Consider the following 14,235-nt stretch of genomic DNA (forward strand, 5'->3'; position numbering starts at 1 on the left):
TAACGACGCAGCACGACCCTAAAGTCTCGCGCTACACGCCGAGCCGCCGCCCGCATGTCCCTTCATCCAACCAACAATGAGAAAGAACCGCACCGGCGCCGATCCACCCCTCCCTTTCAGGAAGGATTTTTTTCGGTTCCGATGTAGCGGTAAACTGCGTTCCGCTAGAGAGCGAAGCGCCGTTGACGAGGGGCTATCTATGGCGGGAGGGCCGGCCCGTCAACCGCGTTTTGCAATTTTGTTGCGGCGCTCGACAAAAGCCCCGAAAACCGGGCTTTCTTAACGCCTCTCCGGGCATAGCCGCGTTCGGTACAACGGGAGAATCGGGTGTCTGCGATTCGTGAAGGCGTGGAATCGGGCCGCGAGGCGAGGGAATCGGTCAGTGGGATGACCGCCCGCATCCGCAGTGCGGTGATCTGGCGCTCCGGCAGCCAGATCGTCGGACAGATGGTTATGTGGGCGTCGACCTTCCTCGTGCTGCGCCTGCTGACGCCCGGCGACTATGGCCTGTTCGCGATGACCCAGGTGGTGATCGGCCTCGCCCAGCTGATGAACGGCTACAGCTTCGCCTCCTCGCTGGTGCAGGCCGAAGAGCTGGACGAGGTCCGCGCCGGCCAGGTGTTCGGCGTCCTGCTGCTGATGAACGGTGCGATCGCGCTGGCCCAGTTCCTGGTCGCCCCCCTCGCCGCAGTCTATTTCCATCAGCCGCAGCTAACCGCCATCCTGCGCGTGCAGAGCCTGCTGCACCTCACCACCCCCTTCATCATCATGCCGCAAGCCCTGCTGTCGCGGCGCATCGACTTTCGGACCCAGGGGCGTGCCAATCTGATGGGCGCGCTGGCCGGCGCGATCACCGCCCTCGCCTGCGCGCTGGCCGGGCTCGGCGTGTGGACATTGGTGCTGGCGCCGCTCGCCCTGTTCGGGACGCGGGCGCTGCTGCTCGGGATATTGGGCCGCTGGTGGATCCGGCCGCGCTTCGCCCTGGCCGGCGCCGGGGCGATGCTGGGCTTCGGCGGCACCGTGCTGATCAGCGACATCCTGTGGTTCGTGCAGAACCAGGCCGATGTGTTCATCGCCGGGCGCCGCTTTGACGCCCATATGCTCGGCCTCTATTCGGAGGGGCTGTTCCTCACCCAGATCCTCGTCAACAAGTTCGTGCCGGCGCTGAACGAGGTCGCCTTCCCCGCTTATGCCCGGATGCAGGCCGATCGCAGCGCGGTGGCGTGGAGCTTCGCCAAGGCGCTGTCGATCATCATGCTGGTGGCGATGCCCTTCTATGTCGGCCTCGCGACCACCGCCGAGCCGCTGATCCTGACGGTGATGGGCCCGAAATGGTCCGGCGCAGTGCCGCTCGTCCAGCTGCTGGCCTTCGCCATGCCGTTCGTGACCCTGCATGTCCTCTATCCGCCGGCGACCAATGCGCTCGGCCAGCCAAGGATCGGCGCCATCTCGTCCGCGGCCGGCGCGATCGTCCTGCCGATCGCCTTCTGGATCGGCGTGCCCCATGGCCCGATCGGGATGGCGGCGGCGTGGGTGGTCTCGATGCCGCTGCTGGTGCTGGTGTCATCCAGCCTGTCGCTGCCCGTGCTCGGCCTGAGCTGGGCGCGCCTGTGCCGGGCGGTCTTGCCGCCGCTGATCGCGGCGCTGGCGATGGGCGCGATCGTGGTCGGCGTCGATCGATGGCTCCCCCCGATCGCGCCGCCGCTGCGGCTGATGACGCTCGTGCCGATCGGCGTGCTGGCCTATGGCGCCTTCGTGCTGCTGTTCGCCCGCGATACCGCGCAACAGGCCTTCGCCATGGTGAGGGGCCGCGGCCGGGCCGCAACCCCCTGAGTGATCGCCCCCTGAGCGATCAGGTGCCGGCGATGTAGAGCCGCATCGCCTCGGCTTCCGCCTCGACCCGGTCGATCCGCAGCTTCACCAGATCGCCGATCGAGATGACACCGACGATCACGCCGCCTTCCACCACAGGCAGATGGCGGATGCGCCGCCTCGTCATCAGGGCGAGCGCCGACATGATCTTGGTGTCCCGCTCCACGGTGAGCGCGGGCGAGGTCATCACCTCGGAGACGCGGCGATCGAGCATCGCCGGGCCTTCCTTGGCAAGCCCGTAGATCACGTCGCGTTCCGAGAAGATGCCCTCGACCTGCCCGCCCGCGATCACCGGCACCGCGCCGATGCGCCGTTCCGCCAGCAGCTTCACCGCTTCGCTGACCCGTTGATCCGGCCCGACGGAGATGATCTCCCCGCCCTTGGCCTGGAGTATCGCCGCGATCGTCATGCAGGCCTCCTCTCATGTCGTGCGACCGGTCATTTCCGCCGGCCCACGCAATCATCCCACGTCCATCGGCCGATGAAAAGCCATGCCGACGCCTTATGCCGTGCCGCTCGGGCGCCTCGCCAGTGTCCAGGCCGCCACCGTGGCAAAGCGGACGTCGCCCGACGCGAAAAGGGCGCCGCTCCCGGCAGGAAGCGACGCCCTTTTCGTATCGGCTGTTTTTCTCTCGGCCGTGTCGGCGATCAGGCCGCGACATCCTCCGACGTGGTCGCCCGGCGAGCCCGCCGGCGACGGGGCGCGGGCGCCTCCTCGTCGGCTGCGCCGTCGCCATGACCGTTCGAGCCTTCGTCGCCCGTCGTCGAGAAGGACGGGGGCAGGCGATCGATCTCGATCTTGGGCGATCCCTCGCCGGCTTCGGCTTCGGCCTCGACCTTCTTGCGGGGCGGACGGCCACGGCGCGGACGCGGTGCCTCGGCCTCTTCCGGGGCGGCAGCGGCGGGCTGGCCGACCGGCGCCTGAACAGCGGCGCCCTCCTCCGTCGCGGCAGCGACAGGCTCGCGATAGTCGCGACGCTCGCGGCGATTGCCACGATCCTCGCGATTGCCCCGCTCCTGGCTGGCGCGCTCCGGATTGGCGCGCTCTGGCCGATCCTGATGGCCCTGGCTGACACGCTCCTCGCGATCGCCACGGTCGCGGCGATATGGCGGCGGTGCGGGTTCCTGCTCGCGCGGTTCGGACTCGCCGTTGTCGTAGCCGGTTTCGCCATCGTCGCCGTCGCCGTCGAAATCCTCGTTATCGTAACGCGGACGGCGCTGCTGGTTCGGATTCTGCTCTTCGAAGCGCGAGCGACTCTCGCTCAGCACGCGGAAATAATGATCCGCGAACTGGAGATAATATTCGGTCATCACACGATCGCCCTGGGTCTGGGCGTCACGCGCGAGATTCTTGTATTTCTCGTGGAGCTGGGCGGCGTTGCCACGCGCCCGGTTGTCGATCCGGTTGCCTCGATCATTGCCGTTGTTGGGGCCCCGCACCTGCGGACCGCCACCACGGCCACGGCGACGACCGTTCTGCCGATTGTTGATCAACGTCTGAGAGTCCTCGTTCTACGTGGCCTTGAAAGTCACCACTCCTGCCGGTCGCACATCCGGCCTGTTCGTCCGGGCCATCCCGGCGATTCGCTTGCGCCGTCCGATCCTGTGCGCCGCCCGGCAGATGCGCTTGTTCAGCGTATCATGCCCACGTCGCCGCCCTGTGAGGAGCAGCAGGTCATCGGTTTCGGCATGGGACTACGGCGTTGGAAACATATGTTCCGATGCTGAGTTGCCCCGGTTCCTGAACGACATGTAGTGCGGCCGGAAAGCAAAACCAAGTAAGAAATGCGTTCTATCGACGGGTCGCCACGACACAGCGTTCGCGTCCCGCCAGATCGTGGCGGATATGCACCACCAGCCCTTGCGAAGCCATGAACGAGGCGACCGCCGCGCCCTGCGTGGCCCCGATCTCGATACAGGCCACGCCCCCGGCCACGAGCTGGCCGGGCAGCAGCGGGGCAAGCGCGCGATAATCGTCCAGGCCGTCGGCACCGGCGAAGAGCGCGGAGTGGGGCTCGTGATCAGCGACATCGCCGGGCAGCTGTTCGTCCTCAGCGATATAGGGCGGGTTGCACAGGATCAGATCGAAGAGCTCGCCGGTGCCGCTCCAGCCGCCCTCGATCATGGCGGCGCGGCGCGCCATGCCGAGCGCGTCGGCGTTGCCTCGGGCGATCGCCAGGGCCGGCGGGGAGCGATCGATGCCGACGCCCGTCGCGGCCGGCCATTCGGCCAGCGCCGCCAGCAGCAGCGCGCCGGAGCCGGTGCCGAGATCCAATATCCGTTGCGGGCCGGGAGTGCCCGCGAAATGCGAAACCGCGGCCTCGATCAGCGTCTCGCTGTCGGGGCGCGGAATCAGCACGCCGGGCGCGACGTTCAGCCGGATCGTCCAGAAATCGCGATGCCCCACGATATAAGCAAGCGGCTCGCCCGCGGCGCGGCGGGCCACCAGGGGCGCGAAGCCTTCGGGCACGGGGCGATCGAGGCCGCCCAGCAGCAATGCTTCGCGTTCGATACCCAGCGCGTGGGCCATCAGCAATTCGGCATCGAGACGGGGCGTATCGGAATCGGGGAGACGGGCAGCCGCCTCGCCGATCGCGCGCCGCATATCAGGCGGCGACATCGTCCAGCGCCGCCAGGCGGCTCGCCTCGTCCTCGGAGATCAGCGCGCCGATCAGTTCGTCCATCTGGCCCTGGAGGATTTCCGGCAGGCGATGCAGCGTCAGGTTGATGCGGTGATCGGTGACGCGCCCCTGCGGAAAATTATAGGTGCGGATGCGCTCCGATCGATCGCCCGAGCCGACCATCGACTTGCGCGCGCCGGCCCGCGCCGAGGCCAGCCGCTCGCGCTCCTGCTCGTAGAGCCGCGCGCGCAGCACCTTCATGGCCTTGGCCTTGTTCTTGTGCTGGCTCTTCTCGTCCTGCTGGATGACGACCAGCCCGGTCGGCAAATGGGTGATCCGCACCGCGGAGTCGGTGGTGTTGACCGACTGGCCGCCCGGCCCCGACGAGCGATAGACGTCGATCCGCAGATCCTTGTCGTCGATCTTGACGTCGACCTCCTCCGCTTCGGGCAGCACCGCCACCGTCGCCGCCGAGGTATGGATGCGCCCGCCGCTTTCGGTGACCGGCACGCGCTGGACGCGATGCACGCCGCTTTCGAATTTCAGCCGCGCGAACACGCCCTGCCCGGTGACGCTCGCGACGACCTCCTTGAAGCCGCCCATCTCGGCCGCGCTCGCCGACATCATCTCGACCCGCCAGCCGCGTGCATCGGCGTAGCGCTGATACATGCGGAACAGATCGCCCGCGAACAAAGCCGCCTCGTCGCCGCCGGTGCCGGCACGGATTTCGAGGATTGCCGAGCGTTCGTCGGCGGCATCCTTGGGCAGCAGCGAGATGGCGAGGTGGCGCTCGGCATCGGGCAGGCGCTGCTTGATCGCCTCGGCCTCCTCCGCCGCCATCGCGCGGATATCGGGATCGGGATCCTCATCCATGCCGTTCAGCACGTCCAGCTCCGCCCGCAGCCGCCGGACCTCGGCGGCCGCCACGGCGACCGGCTCGATCTCGGCATAGTCGCGCGACAGCTTTACGAACTGCTCGGGCGGCAGATCGCCGCGCGCCATCGCCGCCTGCAGCTCGTCGCGCCGGCCTTCGATCTGGGCGATGCGGGCGGCGGAAATGGAGGTCATGCGATAGCGACGGGCGGTGACGCCACCAGAGCCGCCAGCCGCTCATCGAGACCGTCCCGATCGTGATCCAGCGTCTTCAGCCTCTCGACCGGCTGCCCATCCACCAGCCGGACGGACAGGATCGCGCGCGGATGGGCCTTCACGGCCTTGTCGAAGCGCTTCTTCACCGCGCCCGTCACCATCGGAATGGCCGAGACATGATGCTGGCGGAATGTCTGCGTGGCGGCGATCGCGTGCCCCGTCGCCGCCTCATCTTCGGCGACGACGATCACGTCGATCCGCTCTTCCTCGGGCGGGGCGATCAGCATGCCCAGCCGCTCGATCCCCGCCGCCCAGCCGACGGCCGGCGTCGCCGGCCCCCCGAGGCTCTCGATCAAGCCGTCATAGCGGCCGCCGGCCAGCACCGTGCCCTGCGCGCCCAACCGATCGGTGACGAACTCGAAGGCGGTGTGGCGATAATAATCCAGCCCGCGCACCAGCCGGGCGTTGCGGGTCCAGGCCACGCCGGCGGCGTCGAGCCCCTTGGTCACGGCCTCGAAGAACGCCCCCGCCTCGCTCGACATATGGTCGTCAATTCCCGGCGCGGCGTCCGCGATCGGGCGATCGCGCGGATCCTTGGAATCGAGAATCCGCATCGGATTCTTGTCGAGCCGGACGAGGCTGTCCTCGGACAATGCATCGCGATGCTGCTCGAAATGCGCGACCAGCGCGGTGCGCCACGCATCGCGGGTCTCGGCATCGCCCAGCGTGTTGAGCTGGAGCGTCACGCCATCCGATATGCCCAGTTCGTGGAGCAGCTGGTCGGCCAGCATCAGCAGTTCGACATCGGCGGTCGGCTCGGCCGCGCCGATCACCTCGGCATCGATCTGGTGGAATTGCCGGTAGCGTCCCTTCTGCGGCCGCTCGTAGCGGAACACCGGGCCATGGGTGGCGAGCTTGAGCGGCGCGAACTGCTGCCAGCCTTCGGTCAGATAGGCGCGCGACAGGCCGGCGGTGAATTCGGGCCTGAGCGTCAGCGAATCGCCGCCACGATCCTCGAACGTGTACATCTCCTTGGAGACGACGTCGGTGGTCTCCCCGATCGAGCGGGCGAACACCGCCGTCGCCTCGAAGATCGGGATTTCGACGCGCTGGAAGCCGTAGAGCCCCCGCACCCGATCGAACGCCGAAGCGACGGCGTGATGACGGCGCGCAGCATCCCCGAGGAGATCCTGCGTGCCACGAATGCGTTGGGGAGTTTCGGGTCGGCTCATGTGGCCGGCGTCCTAACCTAAAACGCGCAAACGGAAAATAACCTTCGCGACCGTGCCAAAAGACGCTTGTGGTTGACATATTCGGGCCGCTATCCCTTCGCGCGCTATGAACATCGATCTCATCCCCATCGGGGCCAATCCGCCGCACGAACTCAACGTCATCATCGAGGTGCCCGTGGGTGGCGAACCGGTGAAATATGAGTTCGACAAGAAATCCGGTGCGCTCTTCGTCGATCGCATCCTCCATACGCCGATGCGCTATCCGGCCAATTACGGCTTCGTGCCGCACACGCTGTCGCCCGATGGCGATCCGCTCGATGCGCTGGTGATCGCACGTTCGCCGTTCGTGCCCGGCTCGGTGGTGCGGGTCCGCCCGATCGCGGTGCTGCGCCTGGAAGACGAGGCCGGTGGCGACGAGAAGCTGATCACCGTCCCCGACGACAAGACCTTCCCTTATTATAGCGATGTCGGCGAGAAGGCTGATCTGCCCGAGATCGTGATGCAGCAGATCGAGCATTTCTTCACCCACTATAAGGATCTGGAAAAGACCAAGTGGGTGCGCATCGGCACCTGGGGCGACGCCGAGGAAGCCAAGGCGATCATCGTCGAGGCGATCGAGGCTGCCCAGAAGGCCAAGGCCGAAAAGGGCGACGACGCCGGCGCGAAGAAACTCTGAAATATTTGAAATAATATTGCGCGCTCTGGACTTGCCGTCCGGGGCGCGCAACAAATGTGACGTTCCCATGTATCGGAGACGTCACTTCCCATGTCATCCATCACCCGCGCGCTCTGTGGCGTCGCTTCGTTTGCGCTGATCGCGTCTGCCGCCCAGGCCCAGCTTCAGCCGGCCACCAACAGCCTTCCCCAGCCGGTCACGATCACCGACACCATCCCGCCCGCCCAGGACGTTCGCTATCCCGGTGGCACCATCTCGCTTGCGGTCGATGCCAGCGACGTGACCCGCGGCATCTTCTCGGTCAAGGAGGTGATCCCGGTTGCGCAGGGCGGCAAGTTCACCCTGCTGATGCCCAAATGGCTGCCCGGCAACCACAGCCCGACCGGCCAGATCGACAAGGTCGCCAACTTCGCCTTCTCGGTCGATGGCAAGACGATCCCGTGGGTGCGGGACACGGTGGACGTCACCGCCTTCCATCTCGATCTGCCGGCCGGCGCCAAGGCCGTCACCGTCAGCTTCCAATATCTCTCGCCGACCACCGGAAACCAGGGCCGGATCGTCGCCACGCCGGACATGCTGAGCCTGCAATGGGATTGCGTCGCGCTCTACCCGGCCGGCTATTTCGTCCGCCAGATCCCGTTCTCGGCCACCGTGCAATATCCCAAGGGCTGGAAATCCGCGACCGCACTCGCGCCGGGCCTGTCGGGCGATACCGTCACCTATCCGACGGTCGATTTCGAGACGCTGGTTGATTCACCCGCCATCGCCGGCCGCAACATGGTGAGCCATGAGCTGGCCCCCGGCGTCCATCTCGATGTCGCCGCCGACCGGCCCGACCAGCTCGTCGCCACGCCCGAGCAGATCGCCCCGCACAAGAAGCTGGTCGAACAGGCGGTCAAGCTGTTCGGCGCCCAGCATTATGATCATTACGACTTCCTCTTCACCCTGTCCGACACGCTGGGCGGCGAGGGTCTCGAGCATCATCGCTCGTCCGAGGATGGCACCGGCGCCGACTATTTCACCGACTGGGCATCGAACGCGCCCGATCGCAACCTGCTGGCGCATGAGTTCACCCATAGCTGGGACGGCAAGTTCCGCCGCCCCGCCGATCTGTGGACGCCGGATTATCGCACCCCGATGCAGGACACCTTGCTCTGGGTCTATGAGGGGCAGACCCAGTTCTGGGGCTATGTCCTGCAGGCGCGCTCGGGCCTCGGCACCAAGCAGGAGATGCTCGATTCGTTCGCGATGACGGCCGCCTATTACCAGAACAGCCCCGGCAAGACCTGGCGCTCGGTGGAGGATACCACCAACGACCCGATCATCGCGCAGCGCCGCCCGAAGGCCTGGACCAGCGACCAATGGTCCGAGGATTATTACGAGGCCGGCAAGCTGGTGTGGCTCGATGCCGATCAGCTGATCCGCGAGAAGACCGGCGGCAAGAAGTCGCTCGAGGATTTCGCCAGGCTGTTCTTCGGCGTGCGCGATCGCGATTGGGGCGTGCTGCCCTACACCTTCCAGGATATCGTGAACGCGCTCAACACGGTGATGCCCTATGACTGGGCGACCTTCCTCAACGAGCGGATCAATGCCCCCGAACCCGCCTTCCCGCTCGAAGGGATCACGCGTGGCGGCTACAGGCTGGTCTATAAGGACAAGCCGAGTGACTTCTGGAAACAGCGCGAAAATGGCCGCAAGATCGCCGACTTCAGCTATTCGATCGGCCTGACCATCGGCAAGGCCGGTGCGATCAGCGGCGTGTTCTGGGGCGGCCCGGCATTCGACGCCGGCCTGACCGCCGGCTCGACGCTGATCGCGGTCGATGGCCGCGATTACAGCAAGGATCTGCTGTCGAGCGCGATCACGGCGGCCAAGGGCGGCAACCAGCCGATCCACCTGCTGGTCAAGCAGAACGACCAGTATCGCGACGTCATGGTCAAGTGGAATGGCGGCCTGCGCTATCCGACGCTGGAGAAGGTCGGCAAGGGCGAAACCGGCCTCGACAAGCTGCTCGCGGCGAAGTGAGGCGCTGAACCGGGAGGGAGCGGTGCCGCCGCCCCCTCCTCTTTCCCGTTTACGCCGCGATCAGTGGCTGACCAGCTTGAGCCCGCCGATGCAGGCGACCAGCCCGAGGATCAACAGCAGCCGGGCCATGCCGAGCGGCTCCTCGAAGAACAGGATGCCGACCAGCACGGTGCCGAGCGCGCCGATGCCGCCCCACACTGCATAGGCGGTGCCCATCGGGATCGAGCGCGACGCGACCTCCAGCAGCCCCATGCTGAGCGCCACCGAGGCGAGGAAGCCGATCGTCCAGCCGGGATTCCTGAACCCGTCGACGAAACGCAGGCAGGTGGTGAAACCGACCTCGCCGAGTCCGCCCAGCAGCAACCAGATCCAGGCCATCGGCCCCGTCCTCCCCACCGAATAATTCGCACGACCGCGCCATGCGGCGCGCTATGCTCGCTGCATGGCCTTCAACCTCCACCTCGGCAAGCGTATCGCGCCGCCGCGCTTCGTCGCCTTCGTGCTGATCCTGATCGGCGGGCTGCCGATCCTGCAACCCCTGCTCGGCTGGCGGGAGGGCGCGATGGCGGCGTTCGATATCGCCGCCGCCGTCTTCCTCGCCTCGGTCTGGCCGCTGCTCCAGACCCCGCACGCCAAGGAGATGCGGGTTCAGGCCAGCCGCAACGATGCCAATCGCGCGGTGCTGCTCGGCGTCACCGGCGCGGTGATGCTGGTGATCCTCATCGCGGTCGGCTCGGAACTGGTCGAGAAGGGCTCGCCCAAGGCGCTGGCGGTGGTGCTGATCGTCGCTACGCTGATCCTCAGCTGGCTGTTCTCGAACATGATCTACGCGCTGCACTATGCGCACATGTTCTACGTCCAGAGCGATACCGACGGCGACGGCCAGAAGGAGGACAGCCGCGGCCTCGATTTCCCCAACACCCAGGAGCCCAATTATTGGGACTTCGTCTATTTCAGCTTCACGCTGGGGATGACCTTCCAGACCTCCGACGTCGACACCACCACCACCCGGGTCCGCATCGTCGCGATCTTCCACTGCCTGGCCGGGTTCATCTTCAACCTCGGCATACTCGCCTTCACGATCAACACGCTCGGCGGCGGCTGAGCGGTCAGCCCAGCGCGGCGATCGCCTGGCGGGTGCGGACGCGATATTCGGCATCGGCATAGCGATTGGTGCCGACGAAGTGGAGGAAGCAGGTCTCCGCCCCGATCGCCTGCTTCCAGTAATTGGCATAGCGGGCATAGGGCAACGGCTGCGTGCCCGGCTCGTTGGCGAGCAGGAAGCTGGAGGCGACCTGCTCGGTGCCCCATTCGCTCCAGCGCTCCTTGCCGACCAGCGCCTCGCCGGCGCACGAGAAGCGCTCGGCCTCGCTTCGTCCCGAAACGCCGCCGCGCGCGAAGCCGGTGAAGCCCGAACAGCCGCGCACATAATGATGCGCCGCCGCATCGGGATAACAGCCGAAATGCGATTCGATCGCCGCCTGGATGTGGGGACGGCCGGCCGGCACCCCATCCGGGTAGCGCCACGCGACGAACGCCGGCAGCGGCAGGAGGCCGACGCCTTCGCTCTCCGGGCCGCCGAGCAGGGTGAAGCTGCGATTGTCTGCGATCGCCGCCAGCACGTCGGGCACGTCGCCGATCGTCACCGTGTCCGAATCGAGCTGGATGACATAATCGTCGGCGCGCAGATCGAGCAGGGTGAGCAGCCGTTCCCAAGTGCCGCCCTGCGGACACAGCCCAGTGTCGACGTCGCGGATCGAGCGGATTGCGGGATCGCCGCAATGATGCGCCAGCACCGCCTTGTCCGCTTCCGTCAGCGAGCCATCGTCGAGGATCGCGATGCGGCCGATCCGCAACCGCGCGTGCAGCGTCTTCACCGCGACCAGATAGGGCAGCAGCACCCGCGTGCCGATCATCGAGAAGATCACCACGCGATCGGCGGTCGGCACGATCGGCGGCGTCCGCAACACGGCGCGGGCGGCGCGCAGATGCAGCGCCTCGCGGCCCTTGCGGAGGATGCGGTCGATCATCGGCCCTGCTTACGGTCGCAGACCTACTTCCCCGTTAACGCGAGGCGGGCGATGCCGTCGGCCTCCAGCCGCCACGGCTGCCAGCCGTCCGAGCGCCGCGCGCCGATCCGTTCGTAGAAGCGCATCGCTTCGCTGTTCCAGTCGAGCACCGCCCAGTCCATCCGCGCGCAACCCCGCGCCAGCGCCTCCTCGGCGAGCGCGACCATCAGCGCCCTGGCGACACCCGATCGCCGTTCCGAGCCATCGACGAAAAGATCCTCCAGATAGAGGCCGGGGCGCCCGGTCCACGTCGAATAGTTGAGGAACCACAAGGCCATGCCGACCGCACGACCGTCGCGCTCGGCGATATGGGCATGGACGTGCCCGCCTTCGCCGAACAGATTCTCGGCGAGCATCGCCGCGGTCGCGACGACCGCATCGGGCTCCCGCTCGAACGCCGCCAGATCCTTGATCATGCGGAGGATTTCTGGCTCGTCGCCGGGCTGGGCGGGGCGGATCGCGACGCTCATCGACCAGCATCCCGCGAAGTTGACGAAGTTGACAGCGAAAGAGGCAAAAAAACGAACTCCTGTCCCACGCCGCCCGGCACCGGCAGCCCCCCCCCGAATCGACACCAGCCCGACCCCGATCCCGAGTGGAAACGAAGCGGCCCCGCAACCCTGACAGGCGAAATCCTACTTTGGAAGGGGGCTAGACATTGGTGGAAGCCGGGCACCCCCAGCCGGCGCCGGTGACTTTCCGTTAAGCAGTCTCCCCCACGCCGGAACGGCAAGGAGGCTTCATGTTCAACTTCACGATCGATCCACATCGCAAACTGATCCGCACGACATTCTCCGGCTTCCTGACCGCCGACGAGGTGATGGAATGGTCACGCCAGGAGCAGGCGGCGGTGGTCGCGATGGGCTGCGGCTCGGGCGGCTTCCTGCTGCTCGTCGACAGCTCGGGCTGCGCGATCCAGACCCAGGAGGTGATCGGCCTGTTCCAGCAGCTCGTCGCGACGTCGGAATATAAAGCCCGCCGCATCGCGATCATGCGCGGCAGCTCGCTCACCCGGATGCAGACCCGCCGGATCGCAGGCGACAAGGATTATATCGGTCACTTCGAGACGATCACCGAGGCCGAGGAGTGGCTGTTCGCCGACATGCCCCGTGCGGTGCTCGGCCGCGCCACCGCCGGGGGCGACCCGAAGCCGGCGGTCAGGGCGCAGGCGGCTCGGAAATGAAGCCGATGCGGCCGTAGAAGCCGGCATGTTTCAGCGTGGTCATGATATCGGCCACGCAGCCATAGGGAATGACCAGCCCGCTCTTGCCGATCAGGCGGATCGCCGCTCCCTTGTCCGGCAGCGCTGCGACCAGCGCGTCCTGCCCCTCGTCGGTGGCGATATCGCCGGTATCGACGCCGTTGACCTGCGGCACGCAGCCCTTGCCATTGGCATCATGGCCGACGAACATCGTCTGCTGGCGCGGCGGCGGCGGCGCCACCGGCCCGACCGCCACCAGCACCGCCCACAACGCCGCGATCACGCGGCCGCGGCGGCCTCTTCCGCGGCGGCCTTGGCGGCTTCGATCTCGGCCGCCTTGGCCTCGACCAGCTTGACGACATGATCGACCATGCCCTCGTCGGCGATGGTGTGGTCGGTGATGCCCGACAGGTAGATCATGTGCTTGCCGTTGCCGCCGCCGGTGACGCCGATATCGGTCTCGCGCGCCTCGCCGGGGCCGTTGACGACGCAGCCGAGCACCGACAGCGACAGCGGCGTCGAGATATGCTTGAGGCGATCCTCGAGCTTCTCGACCGTGCGGATCACGTCGAAGCCCTGCCGCGCGCAGGACGGGCAGGAGACGACGCGCACGCCGCGGGTGCGGATGCCGAGCGCCTTGAGCATCTCGTAGCCGACGCGGACCTCTTCCTCGGGCTCGGCCGAGAGCGAGACCCGGATCGTATCGCCGATGCCGAACCAGAGCAGCGAGCCCATGCCGATCGAGGATTTCACGGTGCCGCCGATCAGGCCACCGGCCTCGGTGATACCGAGATGCAGCGGGCAATCGACCACTTCGGCGAGCTGCTGGTAGGCGGCGACGGCGAGGAACAGGTCGGAGGCCTTCACCGCCACCTTATATTCGTGGAAATCCTTGTCCTGGAGCAGCTTGATATGATCGAGCGCGGACTCGACCAGCGCTTCCGGGCAGGGCTCGCCATATTTCTCGAGCAGATCCTTCTCGAGGCTGCCGGCATTGACGCCGATGCGGATCGCGCAGCCATTGGCCTTGGCGGCGTTGACCACCTCCTGCACCCGCGCCGACGAACCGATATTGCCGGGGTTGATGCGCAGGCACGCCGCGCCGGCATCGGCGGCTTCGAGCGCGCGCTTATAGTGGAAATGGATGTCCGCGACGATCGGCACGCGCGCGGCGCGGACGATCTGCTTGAGCGCCGTGGTCGATTCCTCGTCGGGGCAGGAGACGCGGATAATGTCCACGCCCGCCTCCTCGCAGCGGCGGATCTGGTCGATCGTGCCCTTCACGTCGGTGGTCAGCGTGTTGGTCATGGTCTGCACGCTGATCGGGGCATCGCCGCCGACGGGCACGTTGCCGACCATGATCTGGCGGCTCTGGCGCCGGGTGATGTCGCGCCACGGACGAAGGGACATGGAGATACTCGCGGTTGTTGTGTGCTGCCTCTATAGGCGC

Annotated in this window: 15 protein-coding genes; 5 read left to right on the plus strand and 10 right to left on the minus strand. The window is 66.8% G+C overall.

Annotation, left to right across the window (positions count from 1 at the left end):
• Positions 1 to 327: 327 nt before the first annotated feature.
• Positions 328 to 1,833 (plus strand): oligosaccharide flippase family protein, encoded by a 1,506-nt coding sequence (locus tag PBT88_RS19745; RefSeq protein WP_270076987.1) that lies wholly within the window; start codon positions 328 to 330, stop codon positions 1,831 to 1,833.
• Positions 1,834 to 1,852: 19 nt separating this feature from the next.
• Here the strand turns inward: PBT88_RS19745 and PBT88_RS19750 are convergent, their stop codons facing one another.
• The 5 genes from PBT88_RS19750 to hisS all read right to left on the minus strand — a co-directional run bounded on the left by PBT88_RS19750 (position 1,853) and on the right by hisS (position 6,814).
• Positions 1,853 to 2,281: a CBS domain-containing protein gene (locus tag PBT88_RS19750; RefSeq protein ID WP_270076988.1), complete on the minus strand. Its 429-nt coding sequence runs from the start codon at positions 2,279 to 2,281 to the stop codon at positions 1,853 to 1,855.
• Between the two features lie 239 nt (positions 2,282 to 2,520).
• A complete protein-coding gene (locus PBT88_RS19755; RefSeq protein WP_326521588.1) occupies positions 2,521 to 3,312 on the minus strand; it encodes a DUF4167 domain-containing protein in 792 nt (263 codons plus the stop codon).
• Positions 3,313 to 3,664: 352 nt separating this feature from the next.
• On the minus strand, positions 3,665 to 4,477 hold the full coding sequence (prmC, locus tag PBT88_RS19760; protein ID WP_270076990.1) for a peptide chain release factor N(5)-glutamine methyltransferase: 813 nt from the start codon (positions 4,475 to 4,477) through the stop codon (positions 3,665 to 3,667).
• Position 4,478: 1 nt separating this feature from the next.
• Entirely contained in the window at positions 4,479 to 5,561 is a 1,083-nt protein-coding gene (gene prfA, locus PBT88_RS19765; protein WP_270076991.1) for a peptide chain release factor 1, read from the minus strand.
• On the minus strand, positions 5,558 to 6,814 hold the full coding sequence (gene hisS, locus PBT88_RS19770) for a histidine--tRNA ligase (protein ID WP_270076992.1): 1,257 nt from the start codon (positions 6,812 to 6,814) through the stop codon (positions 5,558 to 5,560). The genes prfA and hisS overlap by 4 nt, the downstream gene beginning before the upstream one ends.
• Positions 6,815 to 6,920: 106 nt before the next feature.
• Between hisS and ppa the strand changes: the two genes are divergently transcribed.
• Positions 6,921 to 7,490, plus strand: coding sequence for an inorganic diphosphatase (gene ppa / locus PBT88_RS19775; protein WP_270076993.1), 570 nt, complete (start codon positions 6,921 to 6,923; stop codon positions 7,488 to 7,490).
• A gap of 90 nt (positions 7,491 to 7,580) precedes the next feature.
• Positions 7,581 to 9,515, plus strand: coding sequence for a M61 family metallopeptidase (locus PBT88_RS19780; protein WP_270076994.1), 1,935 nt, complete (start codon positions 7,581 to 7,583; stop codon positions 9,513 to 9,515).
• A gap of 60 nt (positions 9,516 to 9,575) precedes the next feature.
• Here PBT88_RS19780 and PBT88_RS19785 read toward each other — a convergent pair whose 3' ends face one another.
• Entirely contained in the window at positions 9,576 to 9,893 is a 318-nt protein-coding gene (locus PBT88_RS19785; protein ID WP_270076995.1) for a DMT family transporter, read from the minus strand.
• A 64-nt stretch (positions 9,894 to 9,957) separates the two neighbouring features.
• Here PBT88_RS19785 and PBT88_RS19790 point away from each other — a divergent pair, with 64 nt between their 5' ends.
• Positions 9,958 to 10,620, plus strand: coding sequence for a DUF1345 domain-containing protein (locus PBT88_RS19790; protein ID WP_270076996.1), 663 nt, complete (start codon positions 9,958 to 9,960; stop codon positions 10,618 to 10,620).
• Positions 10,621 to 10,624: 4 nt separating this feature from the next.
• Here PBT88_RS19790 and PBT88_RS19795 read toward each other — a convergent pair whose 3' ends face one another.
• Together PBT88_RS19795 and PBT88_RS19800 are read right to left on the minus strand one after the other, a co-directional pair.
• Complete coding sequence (locus PBT88_RS19795) at positions 10,625 to 11,545, minus strand: hypothetical protein (protein WP_270076997.1); 921 nt, start codon at positions 11,543 to 11,545, stop codon at positions 10,625 to 10,627.
• A 23-nt stretch (positions 11,546 to 11,568) separates the two neighbouring features.
• On the minus strand, positions 11,569 to 12,054 hold the full coding sequence (locus tag PBT88_RS19800) for a GNAT family N-acetyltransferase (protein ID WP_270076998.1): 486 nt from the start codon (positions 12,052 to 12,054) through the stop codon (positions 11,569 to 11,571).
• A 272-nt stretch (positions 12,055 to 12,326) separates the two neighbouring features.
• Here PBT88_RS19800 and PBT88_RS19805 point away from each other — a divergent pair, with 272 nt between their 5' ends.
• Complete coding sequence (locus PBT88_RS19805) at positions 12,327 to 12,767, plus strand: hypothetical protein (RefSeq protein WP_270076999.1); 441 nt, start codon at positions 12,327 to 12,329, stop codon at positions 12,765 to 12,767.
• Here the strand turns inward: PBT88_RS19805 and PBT88_RS19810 are convergent.
• Positions 12,742 to 13,068 carry a hypothetical protein gene (locus PBT88_RS19810; RefSeq protein WP_270077000.1) on the minus strand — a complete coding sequence of 109 codons (327 nt, stop codon included), beginning with the start codon at positions 13,066 to 13,068 and terminating at the stop codon, positions 12,742 to 12,744. The genes PBT88_RS19805 and PBT88_RS19810 overlap by 26 nt on opposite strands.
• Positions 13,065 to 14,195, minus strand: a complete 1,131-nt coding sequence (gene ispG, locus PBT88_RS19815; protein ID WP_270077001.1) for a flavodoxin-dependent (E)-4-hydroxy-3-methylbut-2-enyl-diphosphate synthase — start codon at positions 14,193 to 14,195, stop codon at positions 13,065 to 13,067. The genes PBT88_RS19810 and ispG overlap by 4 nt, the downstream gene beginning before the upstream one ends.
• Between the last annotated feature and the right edge of the window lie 40 nt (positions 14,196 to 14,235).

The organism is Sphingomonas abietis, from assembly GCF_027625475.1.
GTDB lineage: Bacteria > Pseudomonadota > Alphaproteobacteria > Sphingomonadales > Sphingomonadaceae > Solisphingomonas > Solisphingomonas abietis.